This window comes from Mycobacterium sp. G7A2, from assembly GCF_041902445.1.
Taxonomy (GTDB): domain Bacteria; phylum Actinomycetota; class Actinomycetes; order Mycobacteriales; family Mycobacteriaceae; genus Mycobacterium.
In genome coordinates this window covers 5,155,033-5,174,209 of the sequence record NZ_CP169251.1, presented here as the reverse complement: position 1 = coordinate 5,174,209, position 19,177 = coordinate 5,155,033, and the positions used below count along the sequence as shown (strand labels likewise).

At 67.6% G+C, this 19,177-nt stretch carries 11 protein-coding genes; 8 read left to right on the top strand and 3 right to left on the bottom strand.

Annotated elements, in window-relative coordinates; genetic code table 11:
• Positions 1-77: 77 nt before the first annotated feature.
• Positions 78-2,837 (top strand): AAA family ATPase, encoded by a 2,760-nt coding sequence (locus tag ACEWX3_RS24505; RefSeq protein ID WP_374157957.1) that lies wholly within the window; start codon positions 78-80, stop codon positions 2,835-2,837.
• 61 nt (positions 2,838-2,898) lie between these two features.
• Positions 2,899-3,195: a hypothetical protein gene (locus tag ACEWX3_RS24500; RefSeq protein ID WP_207066001.1), complete on the top strand. Its 297-nt coding sequence runs from the start codon at positions 2,899-2,901 to the stop codon at positions 3,193-3,195.
• 588 nt (positions 3,196-3,783) lie between these two features.
• Here ACEWX3_RS24500 and ACEWX3_RS24495 read toward each other — a convergent pair.
• The gene (locus ACEWX3_RS24495; RefSeq protein ID WP_374157956.1) at positions 3,784-3,996 is read right to left on the bottom strand and encodes a hypothetical protein; all 213 of its coding nucleotides are present in this window, start codon (positions 3,994-3,996) and stop codon (positions 3,784-3,786) included.
• Between the two features lie 319 nt (positions 3,997-4,315).
• On the opposite strand from ACEWX3_RS24495, the gene ACEWX3_RS24490 reads away from it, so the two are divergent.
• The 5 genes from ACEWX3_RS24490 to ACEWX3_RS24470 all read left to right on the top strand — a co-directional run bounded on the left by ACEWX3_RS24490 (position 4,316) and on the right by ACEWX3_RS24470 (position 14,452).
• Positions 4,316-6,919, top strand: a complete 2,604-nt coding sequence (locus ACEWX3_RS24490) for a beta strand repeat-containing protein (RefSeq protein ID WP_374157955.1) — start codon at positions 4,316-4,318, stop codon at positions 6,917-6,919.
• A gap of 109 nt (positions 6,920-7,028) precedes the next feature.
• Positions 7,029-10,385 (top strand): beta strand repeat-containing protein, encoded by a 3,357-nt coding sequence (locus ACEWX3_RS24485; RefSeq protein WP_374157954.1) that lies wholly within the window; start codon positions 7,029-7,031, stop codon positions 10,383-10,385.
• A gap of 57 nt (positions 10,386-10,442) precedes the next feature.
• Positions 10,443-11,399 (top strand): agmatinase, encoded by a 957-nt coding sequence (gene speB, locus ACEWX3_RS24480; protein ID WP_374157953.1) that lies wholly within the window; start codon positions 10,443-10,445, stop codon positions 11,397-11,399.
• Positions 11,396-12,967 (top strand): thiamine pyrophosphate-binding protein, encoded by a 1,572-nt coding sequence (locus tag ACEWX3_RS24475; RefSeq protein WP_374157952.1) that lies wholly within the window; start codon positions 11,396-11,398, stop codon positions 12,965-12,967. The genes speB and ACEWX3_RS24475 overlap by 4 nt, the downstream gene beginning before the upstream one ends.
• Before the next feature lie 18 nt (positions 12,968-12,985).
• Positions 12,986-14,452, top strand: coding sequence for a sodium:solute symporter (locus ACEWX3_RS24470; RefSeq protein WP_374157951.1), 1,467 nt, complete (start codon positions 12,986-12,988; stop codon positions 14,450-14,452).
• Here ACEWX3_RS24470 and ACEWX3_RS24465 read toward each other — a convergent pair.
• On the bottom strand, positions 14,435-15,211 hold the full coding sequence (locus ACEWX3_RS24465) for an acyl-CoA thioesterase (RefSeq protein WP_374157950.1): 777 nt from the start codon (positions 15,209-15,211) through the stop codon (positions 14,435-14,437). The two genes, ACEWX3_RS24470 and ACEWX3_RS24465, sit on opposite strands and share 18 nt — an antisense overlap.
• A gap of 149 nt (positions 15,212-15,360) precedes the next feature.
• Here ACEWX3_RS24465 and ACEWX3_RS24460 point away from each other — a divergent pair, with 149 nt between their 5' ends.
• On the top strand, positions 15,361-17,994 hold the full coding sequence (locus ACEWX3_RS24460) for an Ig-like domain-containing protein (protein ID WP_374157949.1): 2,634 nt from the start codon (positions 15,361-15,363) through the stop codon (positions 17,992-17,994).
• Here the strand turns inward: ACEWX3_RS24460 and ACEWX3_RS24455 are convergent.
• The gene (locus ACEWX3_RS24455; protein ID WP_374159941.1) at positions 17,991-19,169 is read right to left on the bottom strand and encodes a DUF222 domain-containing protein; all 1,179 of its coding nucleotides are present in this window, start codon (positions 19,167-19,169) and stop codon (positions 17,991-17,993) included. The genes ACEWX3_RS24460 and ACEWX3_RS24455 overlap by 4 nt on opposite strands.
• Between the last annotated feature and the right edge of the window lie 8 nt (positions 19,170-19,177).

Here is a 19,177-nt window from a genome sequence, read left to right as displayed (position 1 = left end):
GTTCTGGGGCGCCGGTTGACCGGCCACATTTTGACGCACCCGTGGACAGCTGGGAGCAAGCTTGAAAGTATCTGTGAATGCTGGTTACCGCGGGAAGAGCCGCGGAGGCGCGCAGCGTTGGCAAATTTCTCGACCGCGCCCGCGCGCAGCCGTCGGCGCTGTTCGTCGATGGCGAAGCCGGAATCGGCAAGACCACGCTGTGGCTCGCGGCCATACAGCAGGCCGAACAGAACGGATTCGTCGTCCTGTCGGTCCAGGGTGCCCCGACCGAGTCGGTGCTGGCTTATGGCGGGCTGGCCGATCTCGTCGAGGGGGTCGGAGCCGAGATCTGGACACGGCTGCCCGAGCCGCAACGGGTGGCGATGCGGGCTGTGGTGGATTACCGCGAAGCTGCCGGGGGCGACGACGCCCGAGCGGTGTCGGCCGGCTTTCTCACACTGGTGCACACCCTTGCCGAGCGGTCGCCGGTGCTGATCGCCGTCGACGACATCCCGTGGATCGACCGGTCGACCCGCGACGTTCTCGCATTCGCCGCGCGACGTCTCGACGGTCCTGTGGGGTTGCTCGTCACCGAACGACTGCGGGCCGACACCGCGTCGGCCAGTTCGTGGTTGCGCATGCTGCGCCCGGAGTCGTCGCAGACCCTGACGATGGGCCCGCTGAGCCTGGGCAAGCTGCACTCGGTACTGTCCAGCCGTCTCGGGCAGTCGTTCGCCCGTCCGACGATGTCGCGTATCGCGGCCACCTCGGGTGGAAACCCCTTCTATGCCCTGGAATTGGGGCGCGCGCTGCTCAGAAATCCGCGCGCGATGGACGTCGCCCTGCCCGGCACGCTCGCTGAACTGGTTTCGGCGCGGATCGGCAGCCTGCCGCAGGAGGTGCTGACGTCTCTGTTGGCGGTGGCGTGCGCGGGGGCGCCGTCGATCATGACAGTGGCACAAGCCATTGACCGGGATGCCGCTGAGACTGTCGACCTGCTGAGCCGCGCCGAGGATGAGGGAATCGTCCGATTCGACGGGCACCGCGTCCGTTTCAGTCATCCGCTGCTGGTTCAGGGCGTGTACGCCGGTGCGCCGCCGAGTGCCCGCCGGACGATGCACCGTCGGCTCGCCGACGTGGTCGACGAACCCGAGCTCAAAGCTCGTCATCTCGCTCTCGGCGCCGCGACCGCGGAGCCGGCCACGCTGGAGATGCTCGACGAGGCGGCCCGCTCGGCGAGTGCGCGCGGCGCACCCGCCGCCGCCGCCGAACTCCTCGACATCGCCATTCGCCACGATCCCGACGGCGCGCCGCAGCGCCGGATTCGGGCCGCGCGCTACCACCTTGCCGCCGGGGACGCGCGCGCCGCGCGAGAACTGTTGGAGCCCACCGTCGAGGCGCTGCCGGAAGGACCGCTGCGCGCAAAAGCATTGGCGCAGTGGGCCGCAGTGCACCTGTTCGACGACAATTTCCTGGAAGCGGCCGCGCTGCTGCAGCGGGCGCTCAGCGAGGCCGGCGACAACCCTGCACGGCGCGCCCAGATCTCCACCGCATTGGCTTTCGCGCTGTTCAACGGCGGCCATATCGAGGCCGCCGTCGCGTGCGTCGAACAGGCCGAGTCGTTTGCCGAGGCGGCCGGATTCCCGCTGCTCGCCTGTCAGGCGCTCACGATCAAGGTGCACCTGCATTTCATGCGCGGGGACGGTCTCGACGAGGACGCGTTGCAGCGGGCGATGAGACTCGAAGGTGAGTCCGGCCATGTGCCGGCACCGTTTCGGCCCAGTTTGCATCACGCCTGCCTGTTGTCGTGGACCGGTCGGATCGAGGAGGGCCGCGACGAGCTGCTCGCCATCAGGAAACGCTGCATCGAGCGGGGTGAAGAATCCGATCTGCTGCCGGTGACGTTCAACAGCTTCCTGGCCGAGTTGTGGCTTGGGCACATCGACGCGGCGCAGGCCGTGGCTGCCGACGCGATGGAGCGGGCCGAGCAACTCGGCGGCGAGCTGGCGCCTGGTATCGCACACACCATGCAGGCGGCGTTGGCGGCGTTCGCCGGCCAGGAGGAGTCGGCACGTCAGGCCGCCAAGCAAGCGCTGTCGGCAAGTCGGCGAAGCGGCGCAATCACTCTGCTGGTCTGGCCGATCAGCATTCTCGGATTTCTCGAGTTGTCGCTGCGCAACCATGACGCCGCAGCGGCAGTCTACGATCCCGCGTTGGCGGTGCTCGACACCATGCCGAATTCCACCGAGATCATCACCGCGCCCTTTGTCGCCGATGCGACCGAGGTGCTCATCGAAGTGGGCCGGGTGGAGCAGGCCGATGCGTTGGTCGACCGTCTTCATCACAATGGAAAACGGTTGGGACGGCATTGGCTGCTGGCCGTCAGCGCACGCTGCCGGGGCATGCTGCACGCCGCCCGTGGTGAACTCGCCGCAGCCACCGAATGCGCAGAGGAAGCTCTCGAAACCCATGACCGGTTGCCGATGCCGTTCGAACGCGCTCGGACGGAGTTGTTGCTGGGCAAGCTGCAACGCCGCCGGCGGCATCGGGAAGCCGCCGCCGAGGCGCTGCGCAGCAGCCTGGCGGTGTTCGATGATTACGGTTCGCCGCTGTGGGCCGAGCGCGCCCGCACCGAGTTGGCCCGCCTGGACAGCGTTTCCGGCGCTACGGCAACCCTGACCGCGACCGAGCAGCGCGTCGCCGAGTTGGCCGCGGCTGGTCACACCAATCGCGATATCGCCGCCACCCTGTTCATCAGCCCGAAGACGGTCGAGGCGAACCTGGCGCGCACCTATCGCAAGCTCGGTATCCGCTCACGGAGCCAGCTCGCCCGCCATGTGCACCCCACCGACGTATAGGAGGGGTTGCAAGGGAAACGCCTGATTCGTCTATCCCGGAGTTCGGGCTAGTTTCCCGGCTATGACGTCGGCAGTGCCCCAGCGCTTCCTCGCGGAGTGGTATGTGCCGGAGTGCGCGGAGGCCGACGTCAGCGACATCGTGCAACGCATGCGCGCGGCGACCGGAGGCCGCGGCCGGCGTGGTGCGGTGCGTCTGGTCGCGACCTTGGCGGTGCCCGCCGATGAAGTGGTGTTCGGGCTCTTCGACGCGCCGTCCGCAGACTCTGTCACCGACGCCTGTGAGCGGGCCGGACTGCCGCCGATGCGGATCAACGCCGCGTTGGACGGCGGTCTGAGCGGATCGAGGGTGCCGGGGTAGGGATTTCCCTGATTCGGTGGGGCGGGTGTGCCCATAGCGTCGGTGCGTCCACAAGGGTGCGCTGGGTGAGGGGTCGGGACTGATGGAGTCGGCGAAGTACGTGTCGCGGGTTGGTGCGTTGGCGGTGGCGCTGGGTTTGGGGTTGGCGGTGTCCAACAGCCCGGCGCTGGCGGATTCGTCCGACGGTGGGGGTGCCTCGGACTCGTCGAAGTCGGAGTCCTCGAAATCGGAATCGTCGAAGTCAGCGTCGGAGACCTCGGAGAAGGGCGACGCGGGTTCGGGGTCGGGCAGCGGGGGTGCTGAATCCGATGACGACGATGGTGACGCCGAGGCGGCCGACGAGCTGGCCGCCGAGGTGGCGGATGAGCTGGCCAGCGAGGTGGCGGATGAGCTGGCCAGCGAGGTGGCGGAGGATCTGGCCACTGAGGTGCCAGAGGACGACAACGATGACGCCCACGGTGCTGACGACGAGTTTGATGCCGCAGTCGAGCCGTCGGTGGAGCGCATCGAGGACGATTTCGCCGAGGAGGAGCAGGTTGCAGACGGGGACGGCGTTGCGGATGCGGAGCCGGCAGACGATGTGACGGTTCAGCGGTCGGAGCCCGTTGCCGATTCGCCGGCTACCGTGGAGGCAGAGCCGGCCGCTGAGACGACCGTACCGGAATCGTCGGCGCGTGGGTTGCAGGTGCAGCCGGGCACGTTCGTCGAGGTGGCGTCGAGCGCGTTGGGTGCGGCGGTGGCGCCGTTGGCGGCTCCGTCGGCCCCGGCGGCTCCGGCGCCGTCGCCGGCGTTGTTGGGCATTCTGGGGTGGATACGTCGGGAGATCGAGGCGACGTATGCGAACTACAGCATTTCTGTCAACGGTGTGCAGTTGGTGCAGAACGGCACCGCGGTGGCGGTGTCGGATGGGTTCGGTTCGATCGCGATCGCCTATGGGGAGAATGCGACGGCCACGGCGCAGGGCTGGTTCTCGCGGGCGGTGGTGCGTGGTGATGACTCGACTGCCGAGGCGATTGACGGCAATTTCAACCGCGCGCGGGTGTACGGCGATGACAACGCCGCGACAGCCTCGGGCGGCTGGTTCAACCGAGCGACGGTCCGCGGTAACGGGAACACCGCGGTGGCCGAGGGCTTCTCCACAAGATCCACGATCGTCGGCGATTCGGGCGTGGCGTCCACAACCGGTCGCTACACCGTCGCAGCCATCGACGGAGACAGTAATGCTGCCACGGCGGCCGGGGTGGGGGCGTCGGTCCGGATCTTCGGTGACGGCAGTGTCGCCGACTCGACGGGTGGTGCGCGGGCACTGGTGATCGGTGACTCGAACTCCGCTACCGCACAGGGGGAGTTGTTCACCCGCGCGGTCATCATCGGCGACACCAACTCGGCCACGGCGGGTGAGGGCAACTTCAATCGTGCGCTCATCATCGGCGATCTGAATCTTGTGGGTGCTGCGTTCGGTGAGAACAATCGCGTCGTCGCGATCGGTGACGGAAACAGCGCGCTCGCTCGAGATGGTGACCACAACACGGTTATGGTGCGTGGCAACAACAATGGCTCCACGGAGACGCCGCCTTCCCTGGACGGAGTGGTGTTCGCGGGAAACGGCGACCGCAATACCGTCAGGGTTCGGGGGAACGACAGCGAGGCGAAGGCCGACGGTGACCGCAACTACGTCCGGGTAGACGGCATCGGCAGCATCGGTGTCGCGGCCGCGAGCGCGAGGGTGGTCATCATCGGAGACGACAACCTGGCCGGGTCCGAGGAGCGCAGCTCCTCCTACATCCGAGGCGATAACAGTGTGGCCAGCGCGGTGGATAACGCGACCGCCGTCATCATCGGTTCAGACAACGCCGCGGAAGCCAGCAGCCGTGGCCTCGCCGTCATCGTTGGCATGAACGACTCCGCTACAGCCAATGGCGTGGGTGGAGCGACCATCGTGCTCGGTGACAACAATTCGGGATCAACGGCGTTCGGCGACAACCTGGTGTTGATCGTCGGCGACGAAAACACCGCTACCGCCATCGCGGGGGGCGACCGAAACGTAGTGCTGGTGTTCGGCGATGACAACGGGGTGCTGGTCGATTCTGGTGATCACAACCGGGTCGTCATCACCGGGGCGGGCAACGCCGCGAGGGCGGGCGCCGGCGACCACAACACCGTGGTCATCCGCGGCGACGACAACGGTGAACGCTTCTTCGGTCCGGCCGCACCGCCGAACGAGTTCGTCACCGCCGGAACCGGTGACCACAACGCGGTGCGAATCATTGGTGACGGCAACATCGCCGAAGCTACCGACGGGCGCAGCGTGGCGTATATCCGCGGCGACGTCAGCAGTGCCTACGCCACGGGCGAGGGCTCGAGCACTGCAAGAATCGTCGGTGTGGCGAACAGCGCCACAGCGTTTGCGGGCGCGGGGTCGCGGAGCCGAGCCGTCATCATCGGCTCCGACAATTTCGCCAACACCGTGGGTAACGACGGCTCGACCGCGATCGCGCGCATTGTGGGTTCCGGCAGTAACAGCCTGTCGTTCGGTCAGGGTGGCGCCAATGCAACCAGCCTCGTCGTCGGCACGGATAGTTCCACCGTCGCTTCCGCATTCGGCGAGGGCGGCTTCGACCAGGGCGCCACGGTCATGCTGATCGGCGACGATAACGCGAGTACCGCTTCGGCCGTCGACTCCCGCGCCACAGTCCTGGTGCGGGGAAGCGGCAACAGCGGCAGCGCGGAATCGACAGATGGTGGTCATGCCTTCACGAAGGTTGTAGGCGATGACAATACCGGTGAGACGGATGTGGTCGACGGCCTCGCCGCCGTGATCGTTTACGGCGATGAGAACGAGGCGACCGCTGCCGGCGACAGCGATGGCTACGCCACGGTGCGGCTGACGGGTCGGCGCAACGACGGGACTGCCGCGGCCACGGGTGGGCGCGCCAAGGTTTTTCTGGTCGGGTACGACAACGAGGCCACGGCCCTGGCCGACGACAGCCGCGCCAGCGTTTGGGCGGTCACCGGTTCCAGCTTGATGACGGCGTTGGCGACGGGGGATTCGCAGGCCAGCACCACGCACGTGGGCTATGACAGCACGCTGACGGCGTCCGCCGAGGACGGGTCGGTGTCGCGAGTGTCGATCTGCGGGGTAGACAGCACCGCAGTCGCCAGCGCTATCGACGAAGCCGACGCAATATCGCGGATCACCGGGTTCAGTAGCGTCGCCGCCAGCTCCGCCAATGCCGGTGGCATCGCGGTGTCGGAGATCGTCGGCAGGGATAGCGCCGCGTCCACCGAGGGATTCGAGGGGACGTATGCCCGCGCTGCAGGGTTTGGTGACTCGAATGCGGTCGACGGAACAAGCGGCCGGGCAGTGGTTTTCGGTGACGACAACGTCGCCAGCGCTGATGAGGGGGCCGTAATGCGCGCCTTCGGAGACGACAACCTTGTCGTCGGCTGGGGCGTGGACAACCTCGCTGTGGTGATCGGGGATGGCAATGTAGCCCGGACCGGCCTAGGTGACACTGCCAATGTCGTGTATGTCCTCGGCGACGGCAATGAGGTCGAAATCCTGGACGGTGACGGCAACACCGCTGTCGCCCTCGGCGGGTCGAACATCGTCGCCACTGGGCCCGGGGATGACAACACCGCGGTCGCGGTTGGCTACGACCTGACCGCCGAAACCGGGCCTGGCGACGGGTTGACGGTGGTGAAGCTGTTCGTCGACGAGTGAGTCGACGGGTCGAGGGTGCTGGGGTAGGGATTTCCCTGATTCGGTCGGGCGGGTTCGTCCTTATCGTCGTGTCGTCTGCTGGTGTGTGTCGGGTGAGGGGTCGGAACTGATGGAGTCGGCGAAGTACGTGTCGCGGGTTGGTGCGCTGGCGGTGGCGTTGGGGCTGGGCTTGGCGGTGTCCAACAGTCCGGCGTTGGCGGATTCGTCCGATGGTGGTGGGTCGTCGGAGTCGGGGTCTTCGAACACGGAATCCGAGTCGTCAGAAAAGGACGGCTCTGGCGGCGGGTCGGGCTCTGCCAGTAGCGCAGCGGATTCGGATGTCGGCGGGGATTCCGACGACGGCGAGGCAGAGGCAGAGGCGGAGAGCCAGGCGGAGGCCGAGGCCGCTGCGGAGGAGCTGGCCGCTGAGGTCGAGGACGATGACGATGATGCCGCGGTGGGCGACGACGAGCTCGATACCGAGGTCGAGGAGTCCGTCGAGGTCGATACCGAGGTCGAGGAGTCCGTCGAGGTCGTCGAGGAAGAGCTCGATGAGGACTCTGGCGGTGCTGAGGTTGAGGTGGCGGAGTCCGCGGCCGAGGTGACGGTGCCGGATCCGGAACCGGTCGCCGAGGCAGAGTCTGAGCCGGTCGCTGAGGCGCCGCAGGCTGATGCGTCGGCGCGGGGGTTGCGGACGCAGCCGGGCACGTTCGTCGAGGTGGCCTCGAGCGCGTTGGGTGCGGCGATGGCGCCGTCCGCCCCGGCGGCTCCGGCATCGTCGCCGGCGTTGTTGGGGATTCTGGGGTGGATACGTCGGGAGATCGAGGCGACGTATGCGAACTACAGCATTTCGATCAACGGGGTGCAGTTGGTGCAGAACGGCACTGCGGTGGCGGTCTCGGACGGGTTCGGGTCGATCGCGATCGCCTATGGGGAGAACGCGACGGCGACTGCGCAGGGCTGGTTTTCGCGGGCGGTGGTACGTGGTGATGACTCCACCGCCGAGGCCGTCGACGGCAACTTCAACCGCGCACGGGTATACGGCGACAACAACAGGGCCACCTCCAGCGGTGACTTCAGCAGAGCGATCATCCGCGGCGACGGCAACACCGCCGTCTCCAGTGGCCGCGCGGTCACCGCGAAAATCATCGCCGATAGCAGCGTGGCCTCCGCCGACGGACGCCGCAGCACCGCCTACATCAACGGCAACGCGAGCGCCGCCTCCGCTAGCGGCACGGCTGCCAGGGCAATCATCATCGGCGATAGCAATGCCGCCGATGCCAGCACCTTCGACGGCGAGATCTTCGCTACCGCCCTGATCATCGGCGACACCAATTCGGCAACAGCCGTGGGTAGCTTCAACAGGTCGGTCGTGATCGGCACCCTCAGCAATGCGACCACGGGCTCAGGCAGTTTCAACCGGGGCATCGCCATCGGCGCGGGTAATCTCGTGCGCGCCTTCAACGGCGACCACAACACCGCTTCGGCGGTGGGTGATGACAATGGCGCGACTGCGCGCGACGGTGACTACAACACCGCACGGCTCCGCGGCACCAACAACACCACAGACGCCAGCGGGCACGCCAGCATGGCCAAGATCATTGGTGCCGACAGTGTGGCGTTGGCCGATGGCCGCTACAGCACCGCGTTCATCGATGGCACGGGCAGTGCCGCGACAGCCAATGGTGTTGTTGCCAAGGCGATGATCTTCGGCGACTCCAGCGCCGCCGAAGCTACCGCTCTCGACGGCGATGCCTTCGCCACGGTCCTGCTCGTCGGCGACTCGAGCCTCGTTACCGCCGCCGGTGAATTCACCACCGCGACACTGTTCGGAAGCTTCAGCACGGTGAACAGCATCGGCGACTTCAACCGAGCGCTGGTAGTCGGAGACAACAACATCGCCGAAGCCACCGATGGGCACAGCATGGTCTACATCCGCGGTGACGACAACACGGTGACGGCCGGCGGCGAGAGCTCCAGTGCCGCAGTGATCGTCGGCGACGACAACACCGCAGAGGTCGCCGCGGAAAAAGCCCGCGCGGTGATCAGGGTGTACGGCAATCAGAACGAGGCGACCGCCGCTGCGGACGGCGACGGCTATGCCGTAGTGCGGTTGACCGGACAGCGCAATGAAGGGACTGCTGCGGCTACGGGCGGCCGCGCCCAGGTGGTGATCATCGGCACCGGAAATGATGGTCTGGCCATCGCCGACGATAGTCGAGCGTCGGTGAGCATTGTCGGCGACGAGAACACGTCCACTGCGCTGGCGAACGACAACTCCTACTCCAGGGCCACGTTGCGGGGCGACTCAGCCACGCTGAATGTCGACGCGGGCGTCGATTCGGTGTCAAGAGGAGTGATGGTCGGAGACGACAACACCATCCTCGTCAGCGCCGATGGCGGTAGCCGCGGCGTGGGACGAATCATCGGCGATTCCAGCGTCGTCACAGTCGACGCTGTTGACGGGGCGTTGGGAATCGCCGAAGTCGTTGGCAGCACCAGTTCGGCTTCTACCGAGGCGTACGGAGGCGCCTTCGGCCGTGCGTCGGTGTACGGCACGTCTAGCGCTGTCGCGACCACCAACGGCGACGCGGTGGCGGTCGGCAGGGACAACGTTGCGACGGCTGACGAAGGTGCTGTCGTGCGCCTCGTAGGGAGCGACAACAGCGGCGCCGGATACGGCGAGGACAACCTCGTCGTGGTGATCGGAGACGGCAATGTGGCTGGGACGGGATTGGGTCACACCGGCAACCGCATCTATGTCCAGGGCGACGGCAACACCGCCGAGATCGGCGACGGGGACCACAACACCGTGCGTGTCTACGGCGACAACAACCTGGGTACCGCCCGCGGTGGCGATCACAACACCGCTCTCGTCAGCGGTCGGCAGTCCAGCGCCGAAGCCGGCTGCTCCTTCGCCACCACCGACGGTTGCGACGGCAACACCGCGACCGTTCGGGGCAGCCAGAGTTCGGCGATCAGCGGTGGCAGCGTGGGCCTCGGCGTAGGGGGCGACAACAACACTGCCACAGTCCGCGGGGACGGCAGCAGCGCCACTGCCGCCAACGGCGACGACAACTATGCCAGCGTCCGTGGGGACGGTTCCGACGCCGGAACCGGAGATGACGTGGGGAGCAACAACACGATGCTCACTCGCGGCGACAACTCCTCGACGCGACGGCTCGGTCCGGGAGACGACAATCTGGCCTACGTTTCCGGTGCCGAGAGCGCCGCGCAGGTGGTCGGCAGCAGCAACATCGCCGTGGCGATCGGGACGTTCAGCAAGGCTGAGTCCGGTTTCGATTTCGAGGACCCCCTGAACAGTCCTGACAGCCAGTACAACCTGGCCATCGTGGTGGGCGGGCAGAGTGTTGCTTCAGCCGGTCCCGGTGATGGCAACACCGCGATCGCCCTCGGTGACGACCTGGATGCAGCGACCGGACCCGGCGACGGTCTGACAGTGGTGAAGCTGTTCGTCGACGAGTGACCCCGCCGCCGGCGGCTCTCCAGGTTTGCTTTCGGCCGTGACGTGCTATCACTGAGCATGGCCACGAGTCCCCCACGCGGCCCGGTCGACGCGACGCAGGTGCCCCGCTTCGCCGGTCCACCGACGTTTGCACGGCTGCCGCGCCTCGACGAAGTAACCCGTGCCGACGTCGCCGTGGTCGGTATCCCGTTCGACTCCGGGGTCTCCTACCGGCCCGGCGCGCGGTTCGGGCCCGCGCACATCCGAGCGTCGTCGAAGCTGCTGCGCACCTATCACCCGCCGCTGGACGTCGAACCGTTCGCGGCTCAGCAGGTGGCCGACGCCGGCGACATCGCGGTGAACCCGTTCGACATCGCCGATGCCATCACCGCCATCGAACGCGCCTCCGACGAACTACGCAGTGGCGGGTCGAAGTTGGTGACCTTGGGTGGGGACCACACCATCGCGCTGCCGCTGCTGCGCTCCCTGCACCGGGAGCACGGACCGATCGCGGTGCTGCACTTCGACGCGCACCTCGACACGTGGGACACCTATTTCGGGGCGCCGTTCACCCACGGCACCCCGTTCCGTCGCGCCAGCGAGGAGGGGTTGCTGGATCCCGAACACTGCCTGCATGTCGGCATCCGTGGCCCGCTCTACGCCCCGACGGATCTGTCCGACGACAAGGTGCTGGGCTTCCAGGTACTCAGCTGCGACGACTTCCAGCTGCAGGGTCTCGCGACGATGATCGAGCGGATGCGCGACCGCGTCGGTGAGGCGCCGGTGTACGTCTCGGTCGACATCGACGTCCTCGACCCGGCTCACGCGCCGGGCACCGGCACCCCGGAAGTCGGCGGGCTGACCAGCCGTGAGCTGCTGCACTGCCTACGAAACCTCAAGGGCGTCAACATCGTCGGCGCTGACATCGTCGAGGTCGCTCCCGCCTACGACCATGCCGAGATCACCGGCATCGCCGCAGCCCACGTCGGCTACGAGCTGTTGTCGGTGCTGGCCGCCAACCGGGCCGGACCGTGAACCGCAACGGCGGCGCGGCAGTCGTCGAAACACTGGCCGCCCACGGCGTTGACACCGTGTTCGGTATTCCCGGCACCCACAACCTCGAGCTGTACCGTCACCTCTCCAAGAACGGCATCCGCGCGATCACCCCGCGTCACGAGCAGGGCGCCGGATACGCCGCCGGCGCCTACGCGTGGGTCACCGGCCGTCCCGGCGTGGTGGTCACCACCAGTGGGCCCGGACTGACGAACGTGATGACGGCCGCCGCCACCGCCTATGCGGAATCGCAACCACTGCTGGTGATCTCACCGGGTATGCCCACTGGGACCGAGGGCCGCGACCTGGGCCAGCTGCACGAAGCCAAGAACACCAGCGCCGCGATGGATCAACTGGTGCAGTGGAGTCGCCGGGTCCGCAGCAGCGACGAGGCTGCCGACGCCGTCGCCGACGCGTTCGCCGGGTTCGCCGCGGCGCGCCCCCGCCCGGTGCACATCGAGATCCCGGTCGACGTGCTCGAACAGCCCTGGACCGGTGCGCCGCGCACACCCGTCGACGTCACCCTGCCCCCGGCCGACGCGGCATCCGTCTCCAGAGCCGCCGACGTTCTCAGCAAGGCCGATCGGCCGCTCGTCATCGCCGGCGGGGGAGCGGTCGATGCGCAGGCCGAGGTGACCGCGCTGGCCGAGCGGCTCGGTGCGCCGGTGGCGACCACGGTCAACGGCAAAGGTGTTGTCGCCGAATCGCACCCGTTGTCCGTGGGCGCGTCGATTCGATTACCCGCCCTGCAGGAGGCGGCCGCCGACAGCGACGGCCTGCTGCTGATCGGCACCGAACTGGGTGACTCGGATCTGTGGGGCGGCCAGATCCGGGGCCGCACCGTCATTCGCTGTGACATCGACGCAGCCCAGCTGCACAAGAACTGCCCGGCCGACCACGTCCTGCTCGGCGACGCGCGCGCCACCGTGCGCGCGCTGCTGGGCGAACTTCCCGACGACGCGGCCCCGGACAGCGGCCGTGCGGCCACGCTGCGAGCCCGCTGCCGTGACGAGGCCCTGCCGGATGCCGGCATTCATGCCGACATCAACACCGCACTGCGCCAAGCACTTCCAGTCGACAGCGTCCTCGCCGGGGACAGCTCTCAGGTCACCTACTTCGGGTCCGTGCATTTCTTCGACATGCCCGCGCCACGCCGATTCTGCTACTCGCCCGGCTTCGCCACCCTCGGCTACGGACTGCCGGCCGGCCTGGGAGCATCGATCGCGCTGCCCGGCACACCGGTGGCGGTCCTCCTCGGTGACGGCGCCATGATGTTCGCCGTCCAGGAACTGGCCACCCTGGTGCAGCACCAGCTGCCGGTGCCGGTCGTCGTCGTCGACAGCGGTGGCTACCAGGAGATCCTGGACCAGGAACGCAGCCGCGACATGACCCCGATCGGTGTGGAGCTCAACAGTCCCGACTTCGCGGCACTGGCGGTCGCGATGGGCGCCCGCGGCGAGCGGACCACCTCGGTCGCCGACCTCCCCGACCTGATCACCTCGGCCCTCGGCGCAGCGGGACCGACCGTCATTCACTTCGACATCCGCTGACATCGGAGAGGAGCGACCATGGACATCGCGGTCGTCGTCATCTACCTGCTCGGCATGATCGCGTTCGGCTTCTGGGGTCGCCAGCGCGCCAAGACCGAGTCCGACTTCCTGGTCGCCGGTCGCCGGCTCGGTCCGCTGCTGTACTCCGGCACGATGGCCGCGGTGGTGCTCGGCGGCGCCTCCACCATCGGCGGCGTCGGTCTGGGCTACGAGTACGGGATCTCCGGCATGTGGCTGGTCGTCGCGATCGGTGTCGGGATCATCGCGTTGAGCCTGCTGTTCGCCGGGCGGATCCAACGGCTGCGGGTTTACACCGTCAGCCAGATGCTCGAACTGCGCTACGGTCCGGGCTCCAGCGTGCTGTCCGGGGTGGTGATGTGGGGTTACACCCTGATGCTGTCGGTGACGTCGACCATCGCCTACGGCACGATCTTCAGCGCGTTGTTCGACATCGGCCGCGTCCCGGCAATTCTGATCGGCGGCGGAGTGGTGATCGTCTACTCCACGCTGGGCGGGATGTGGTCGATCACGCTGACCGACTTCGTCCAGTTCCTGATCCAGACGGTCGGCATCTTCTTCATCCTGCTTCCGATCGTGCTGTCGAAAGTGGGCGGCTTCTCCGGGTTGGCTGACGCGGTGCCCGACGACGCGCTGTCTCTGACGGCGATCGGCGGCGAGACCATCCTGACCTACTTCGTCATCTACTCCTTCGGTCTGCTTATCGGACAGGACATCTGGCAGCGGGTCTTCACCGCCCGTAGCCCCGGGGTGGCGCGGTGGGCCGGCACAGCGGCCGGGGTGTACTGCCTCGCGTACGGGGTGGCGGGCGCGGTGGTCGGCACCGCGGCCCAGGCGTTGCTACCGGCGCTGGACAACCGCGATGACGCGTTCGCCGAGCTCGTCTCCCTGCAATTGCCCGCGGTGCTGGCCGGTCTGGTGCTGGCAGCGGCCCTGGCCGCGGTGATGTCGACGTCCAGCGGTGCGCTGATCGCCACCGCGACGGTGTTCCGGCACAGCATCGTCGCGCGGCTGCTCAAGCAGACACCGAACGACGAGGACGACGACGAAGTGGGCAGCAACCGCTACTACGTGTTGGGCTTCGGTCTGGTGATGGTGGCGATCTCCTGCATCCTGCTGGATGTGGTGGCGGCGTTGACGGTCGCCTACGCGATCCTCGTCGGCGGTCTGCTGGTCCCGATTCTGGGTGGCTTGCTGTGGCGGCGTGGCACCAATGTCGGCGCGGTGGCGGCGATGGCGGTCGGCACCGTCGCGACGCTCGCCACGATGATCGTGCTGGGCGACATCTACGCCAACGAACCGATCTACGTGGGTCTGGGGTCCGGGCTGTTGGTGTTCGTCATCGGGAGTCTGCTCAGCACGCCCACCTCCGAGGAGGTGCTCGCAGAGTGGGACCGCCGCAGCGCCGGGAAGGGAAAGGTCAACCGCGAGTCCGAGCAAGCCCCGTCTTCACAGCCGCCACAGTGACTCCTGCGCGACGCTGGCGACCAGGGTCCCGTCCTCGCCGATGATCGAGCCGCGCGCCAGCCCGCGGGCGTCGTTGTGGCTGATGGCCTCCGCGTCGTAGAGATGCCACTGCTGCGGGTCGAAGGGCCGGTGCAGCCACAGCGCGTGGTCGAGACTGGCTGCCCCGCCGCCGGGCAACTCCTCCCCGGGTGGCCGGGCGGTCGGCACCAAACCCACATCGGAGATGAAGGTCAGCGCACAAGCCCGCACCAGCGGGTCGTCCTCGATGAGGTCGCGGCTGCGGAACCACATCGGCTGAATAGGCCAGTTGTCCACCACGGTCTTCGTGGACCGGATCTCGAAGTGGTCGGCCCACTGCTCGGGAAGCGGGTTGGCCAATGTCGCGTCCGCCAAAGCGATGTTCGGCGAGCCGGGGCGTTGCCAGTCGGTGGTCGTCTCGGCCCGGTGGAACGAGGCGAGCATCTCGAAGATCGGCACATCTTCCTGGCTGGCGGTGATCCGGCGGGTGTTGAACGACTTCCCGTCGCGGGTCAACTCGACGACGTACTCGACGTCGACGCCGACTTTGCCGCCCTTGATGAAGTAGGCGTGCAGTGACTGAGGCAGCCGGTCTGGCTCCACCGTCGCCCCGGCCGCGGCGAGCGCCTGGGCTGCAATCAGGCCACCGAAGAGTCGGCCACCAGCACCGAACGTCGCGGTGCTGCGGAAGGTCTGGCCTTTACCGTCGAGTCGTACCAGGTCGGCGATCCAGCTCGGCATGGCCCTCCATCGATGATGTGCTTAGTTGACACATGTTAAACATCGGCGGTGGGCGGCGATCAGCGCGGGGGTATCACCGCTGTTTTGGTCATTCGGCTTTGCTCGGCTAACTGCAGGGCTAACCTCGGGCCCAGTGGGAGGGGGTCCCCATGGGCGTGCAGCAACATGTCGGGTGGGTCGCCGGGGTGGCGTTCTCAGCCGGTGTCGGCGCCGCGGTACTTCTCGGCGGAGGCGGATCCGCCGCGGCGGACAGTGCCGGCACTGACGCCGCCGCAGCCGACAGCGTTGCGGCGGACAGCGCAGCGGCCCGGAACGATGAGTCCGCCGCGGGGTGGGCGGCGAACGCCCACACTGACGAACCCGGCACCGATGAACCGGACGCGACGGACGACGACGCGTTCGAGGACGACGACCTCGGTGACGGCGACCTCGGTGATGAAGGCCTCGACGACCTCGGTGACGGCGACTTCGGTCATGACGGTCTTGGTGACGACGACATCGGTGACGACGACATCGACGATGGCGGCCCCGACGATGACGGCTTGGGCGACGAAGACCGTGTACACGGCGATGAGGGCCTCGACGACGTCGACGATGACGAGACCGACCACTCTTCGGCCGTCGGCACCGGCGACGGGGACGCTGTCACTCGTGACGCTGTCACCCTTCGAGATGGCGCTGAGCTGGCCGGAACGCCGGTCTCGGAGGAACCGGTCGATGGGGACAGCGTTGACCGGCTTCCCCTGCAGGCGCAGCTCATCGCCTCAGCTGCGGTGGCGGGACGACGCGAACCCGCCCGGGTTGGCGAGGGCATCGCCGAACCCGCCCTCGCCCAGGTTTCCAACGCCGCACCCGTCGTCACCACCTCCGTGGAAGACCCCGACCCTCTCACCGGCGTCACGACCGTCCGGGTGGACGGCCAGGATCCCGACGGCGACGCGCTCACCTACACGGCGACCCGGCCGAGATTCGGCCGGGTCAGCGGCGACGGGACCGGTGTGTTCACCTACACACCCACCAGCTTTTCGCGGCTGCTGGCCAGATTTCTGCCATTCGCGCGCTCCGACCGGTTCGTGGTGACGGTCAGCGACGGCCGCGGCGGTGTCGCTGGCTCCACGGTGGCCATTACGGTCGTCCCGCTGAACAGCGCCCCCCGCGCCCGCGGCGTCACCGTCAACGCACCGGTTGCAGGCACCGGTGCCGTGACCGGAAAAGCCAACGCCGTCGACCCGAACTGGGATCGTTTGACCTTCATCGCATCGACCATCGAGACCACCAAAGGTGCTGTCACCGTTCGCAGCAACGGCACGTTCACCTACACCCCGACCGCAGTCGCCCGCCACACCGCCTCGGCGATCGACGCCTCCGTCGGCGACCGCACCGACACGTTCCGCGTGGCCGTCTCCGATGTCTTCGGTGCGGTCACCGAGATTCCGGTGACGGTCACGATCAGCCCGGCCAACGCCGCGCCGACGGGCAACGCCATCGTGAACAATCCCGACGCGGTCAGCGGCGTGGTCACCGGCGTGGTGATCGGCGCCGACGCCGACGGTGACTCCCTGACCTACAGCGGCTCGACCGTCACCACCAAGGGCACGGTCGAGGTCAGCGCGGACGGTGCCATCACATACTCACCCAACGCGATGGCGCGCCTGATAGCAGGATCTGTCTACTCCACCCCGGCACGCAGATCCGATACCTTCGGTGTGACGATCTCCGACGGCCACGGTGGCAGCACGACGGTGACGGTCAGCGTAACGCTCGCACCTGAGGACGAGTCACCCGCCACGGTGCCGCAGTCCACCTTTTGTGGCTGCACGATGATGCCGTCCGACACGATCTACCACGCCGACATCCGTTCATTGACAGCGGTTTCCGAGTCAGATGCGTGGATCGAGCTTCTCGGCGGCAGCCGGGGCGCCACCATGAAAGCGCGATGGGGCGGCGGCGAGTGGATGGGGAGCACCGCAGGCATCCCGGTCAACGTGGTCGGCCCGGACCATCCCACGGAGACAGTCATCTTCAATCGGGGCTACTCGACCACAGGGCCCGGTATCGATGATCGGCCCTATGCGATACCGGACCGTCCGCTGGTCGAGGGGATGCCGTCGTATCCGGCGTGGGACCGCCATCTGTTCGTGTTCCAGGAGGGCACCTGCATTTCGCAGGAGCTGATCAATGTCGCCAACGGTGTTGAGTTGCCGGGCGCCGGTGTCCTCGACATCCTGGGTAACGCTGTCTACCGGTCGATCTGGGGCTCGGCGTGGATCGCCCAGGGCGGTGTGCACTACGACATGAGCTCAGTGCTGTACCCCGAGATCGGGTTCGCCAATGCGGCGAAACTTCCGCAGGTGCCGTTGATGGTGCGGCCCGACGAGATCGAGCGCGGCTACATCGACCATATGCTGGGGATCACGATCGCCAAAGACCTTGGTGCCGGATATGTCTGGCCCGCTCGCGCCGGCGATGGTAGCGGCGTGGACGGTGTGCCGATGGGCATGGTGTTCCGGTTGCGCGAGGATGTCGACCTGAGCGGCTACGCCGAGTCCACCCAGGCGGTGTTGCGCGCATTGCAGGTGCACGGGGCGGTCATCTTCGATTCGGGCGGACCGGGGCAGGACGGGATCACTCTTGCCGGTATGAGCAACGGCTGGGAGGGTATCGATCTCGCCGGCATGCAGCGTGAACTGTCCGCAATTCCGTTGCAGTGGTTCGAGGCCGTCGACGTCACAGGGATTGCCGTCGACCCGGACATCGGGTGGCAGGTGAGCGCACCCGCCTAATTGGCTGGTGGTGGTTGGGGTTGGAAGGGTTCGTACCACCACCAGTCGGCGCGTTCGCCGGTCGGCCCCGTGCAGGGGGCGACCGCCGGTGGGGGTTGTGTGGGTGGGCGCGCCAGCGAGGCGTTGGTCAGGACCTGGCCGTCGGCATCGGTGACCACGAGCTGGTGGGCGGGCCCGGTCAGGGTGATGCCGCCGGCGTGGTGTAGCCGGTGGTGGTACGGACAGACGAGCACCAGATTCTCCAGCTCGGTGAGCCCGCCGTTCTCCCAATGCCGTAGGTGGTGGGCGTGCAGGCCGCGGGTCGCGCCGCAGCCGGGTACCACACAGCAGCGATCCCGATGTTCCAGCGCGCGGCGCAGCCGCCGGTTGACGGTGCGGGTCGCCCGGCCGGCGCCGATCGGGCGTCCGGCGCGTTCGAACCACACCTCACAGGTCGCATCACAGGAAAGGTACTGGCGTTCGGCGTCGGTGAGCAGCGGCCCCAGATGCAGTGCGCCGAGTTTGGTGTCGGCGTCGACGTGGACGACCACGGTGGTGTGCTGGGCGTGCGGGCGCCGGGCCACCTCGCCGTCCCAGCCGGTCTCGATCAACTCCAGGAACGCATCCACGGTGGTGGGCATCGGCGCACGCGGAGCGCCCTCGGCGTCGCCACCCGGGCCGTCGGTGAGATCAGTGAGGTCGGCGAAGACGTCGGAGACGTGGTCGTCGAAGGCGCCACCGACGCCGCTGGGGTCGGGGTCGGTTGTGGCGTCAGCGACGCCATCGAGACCACTGGTGTCGGCAGGGGACTCGCCATGGAGACCGTCGGCATCGGAGGTGGGAGCGTCGGCGTCGGCGCTGGTTCCGGTGGCAGCGCCGGGCTGCTGGTCGTGGTCGCGTTTCCAGTCGGCGATCAACCCGTCGCGCTTGCCGGCCAGGGCGGCGTCGACCTTGGCGGCCTCGAGCTTGGACACCGTGATCCGATACGTCACCGACTCACCATGATCGGTGCGCGAGAGGGCGCGTTCTGGCTGCGGTTTCGGGGCTGTATCGGGGCGCGGTTCCAGGCTGACCGCTTTGCGCAACTGGGTCACCGTCGCCACCGACGCCAACTCCACGTAATGATCATCAGAACCCTCGGCGGCGCGCTCAGCGAGCACCCCGACCTGATCCAGCGACAACCGGCCCTCCCGCAACCCGGCCA

What these genes read in the sequence shown, in the direction of transcription:
- ACEWX3_RS24495 (WP_374157956.1), bottom strand. Translation starts at nt 3,996, where the DNA reads ATGCCCAACAACGCCGGCGACGGCGCCGGAGCCGCCGGGGCCGACGGA.
- ACEWX3_RS24470 (WP_374157951.1), top strand. Translation starts at nt 12,986, where the DNA reads ATGGACATCGCGGTCGTCGTCATCTACCTGCTCGGCATGATCGCGTTC.
- ACEWX3_RS24485 (WP_374157954.1), top strand. Translation starts at nt 7,029, where the DNA reads ATGGAGTCGGCGAAGTACGTGTCGCGGGTTGGTGCGCTGGCGGTGGCG.
- ACEWX3_RS24505 (WP_374157957.1), top strand. Translation starts at nt 78, where the DNA reads ATGCTGGTTACCGCGGGAAGAGCCGCGGAGGCGCGCAGCGTTGGCAAA.
- speB (WP_374157953.1), top strand. Translation starts at nt 10,443, where the DNA reads ATGGCCACGAGTCCCCCACGCGGCCCGGTCGACGCGACGCAGGTGCCC.
- ACEWX3_RS24500 (WP_207066001.1), top strand. Translation starts at nt 2,899, where the DNA reads ATGACGTCGGCAGTGCCCCAGCGCTTCCTCGCGGAGTGGTATGTGCCG.
- ACEWX3_RS24465 (WP_374157950.1), bottom strand. Translation starts at nt 15,211, where the DNA reads ATGCCGAGCTGGATCGCCGACCTGGTACGACTCGACGGTAAAGGCCAG.
- ACEWX3_RS24460 (WP_374157949.1), top strand. Translation starts at nt 15,361, where the DNA reads ATGGGCGTGCAGCAACATGTCGGGTGGGTCGCCGGGGTGGCGTTCTCA.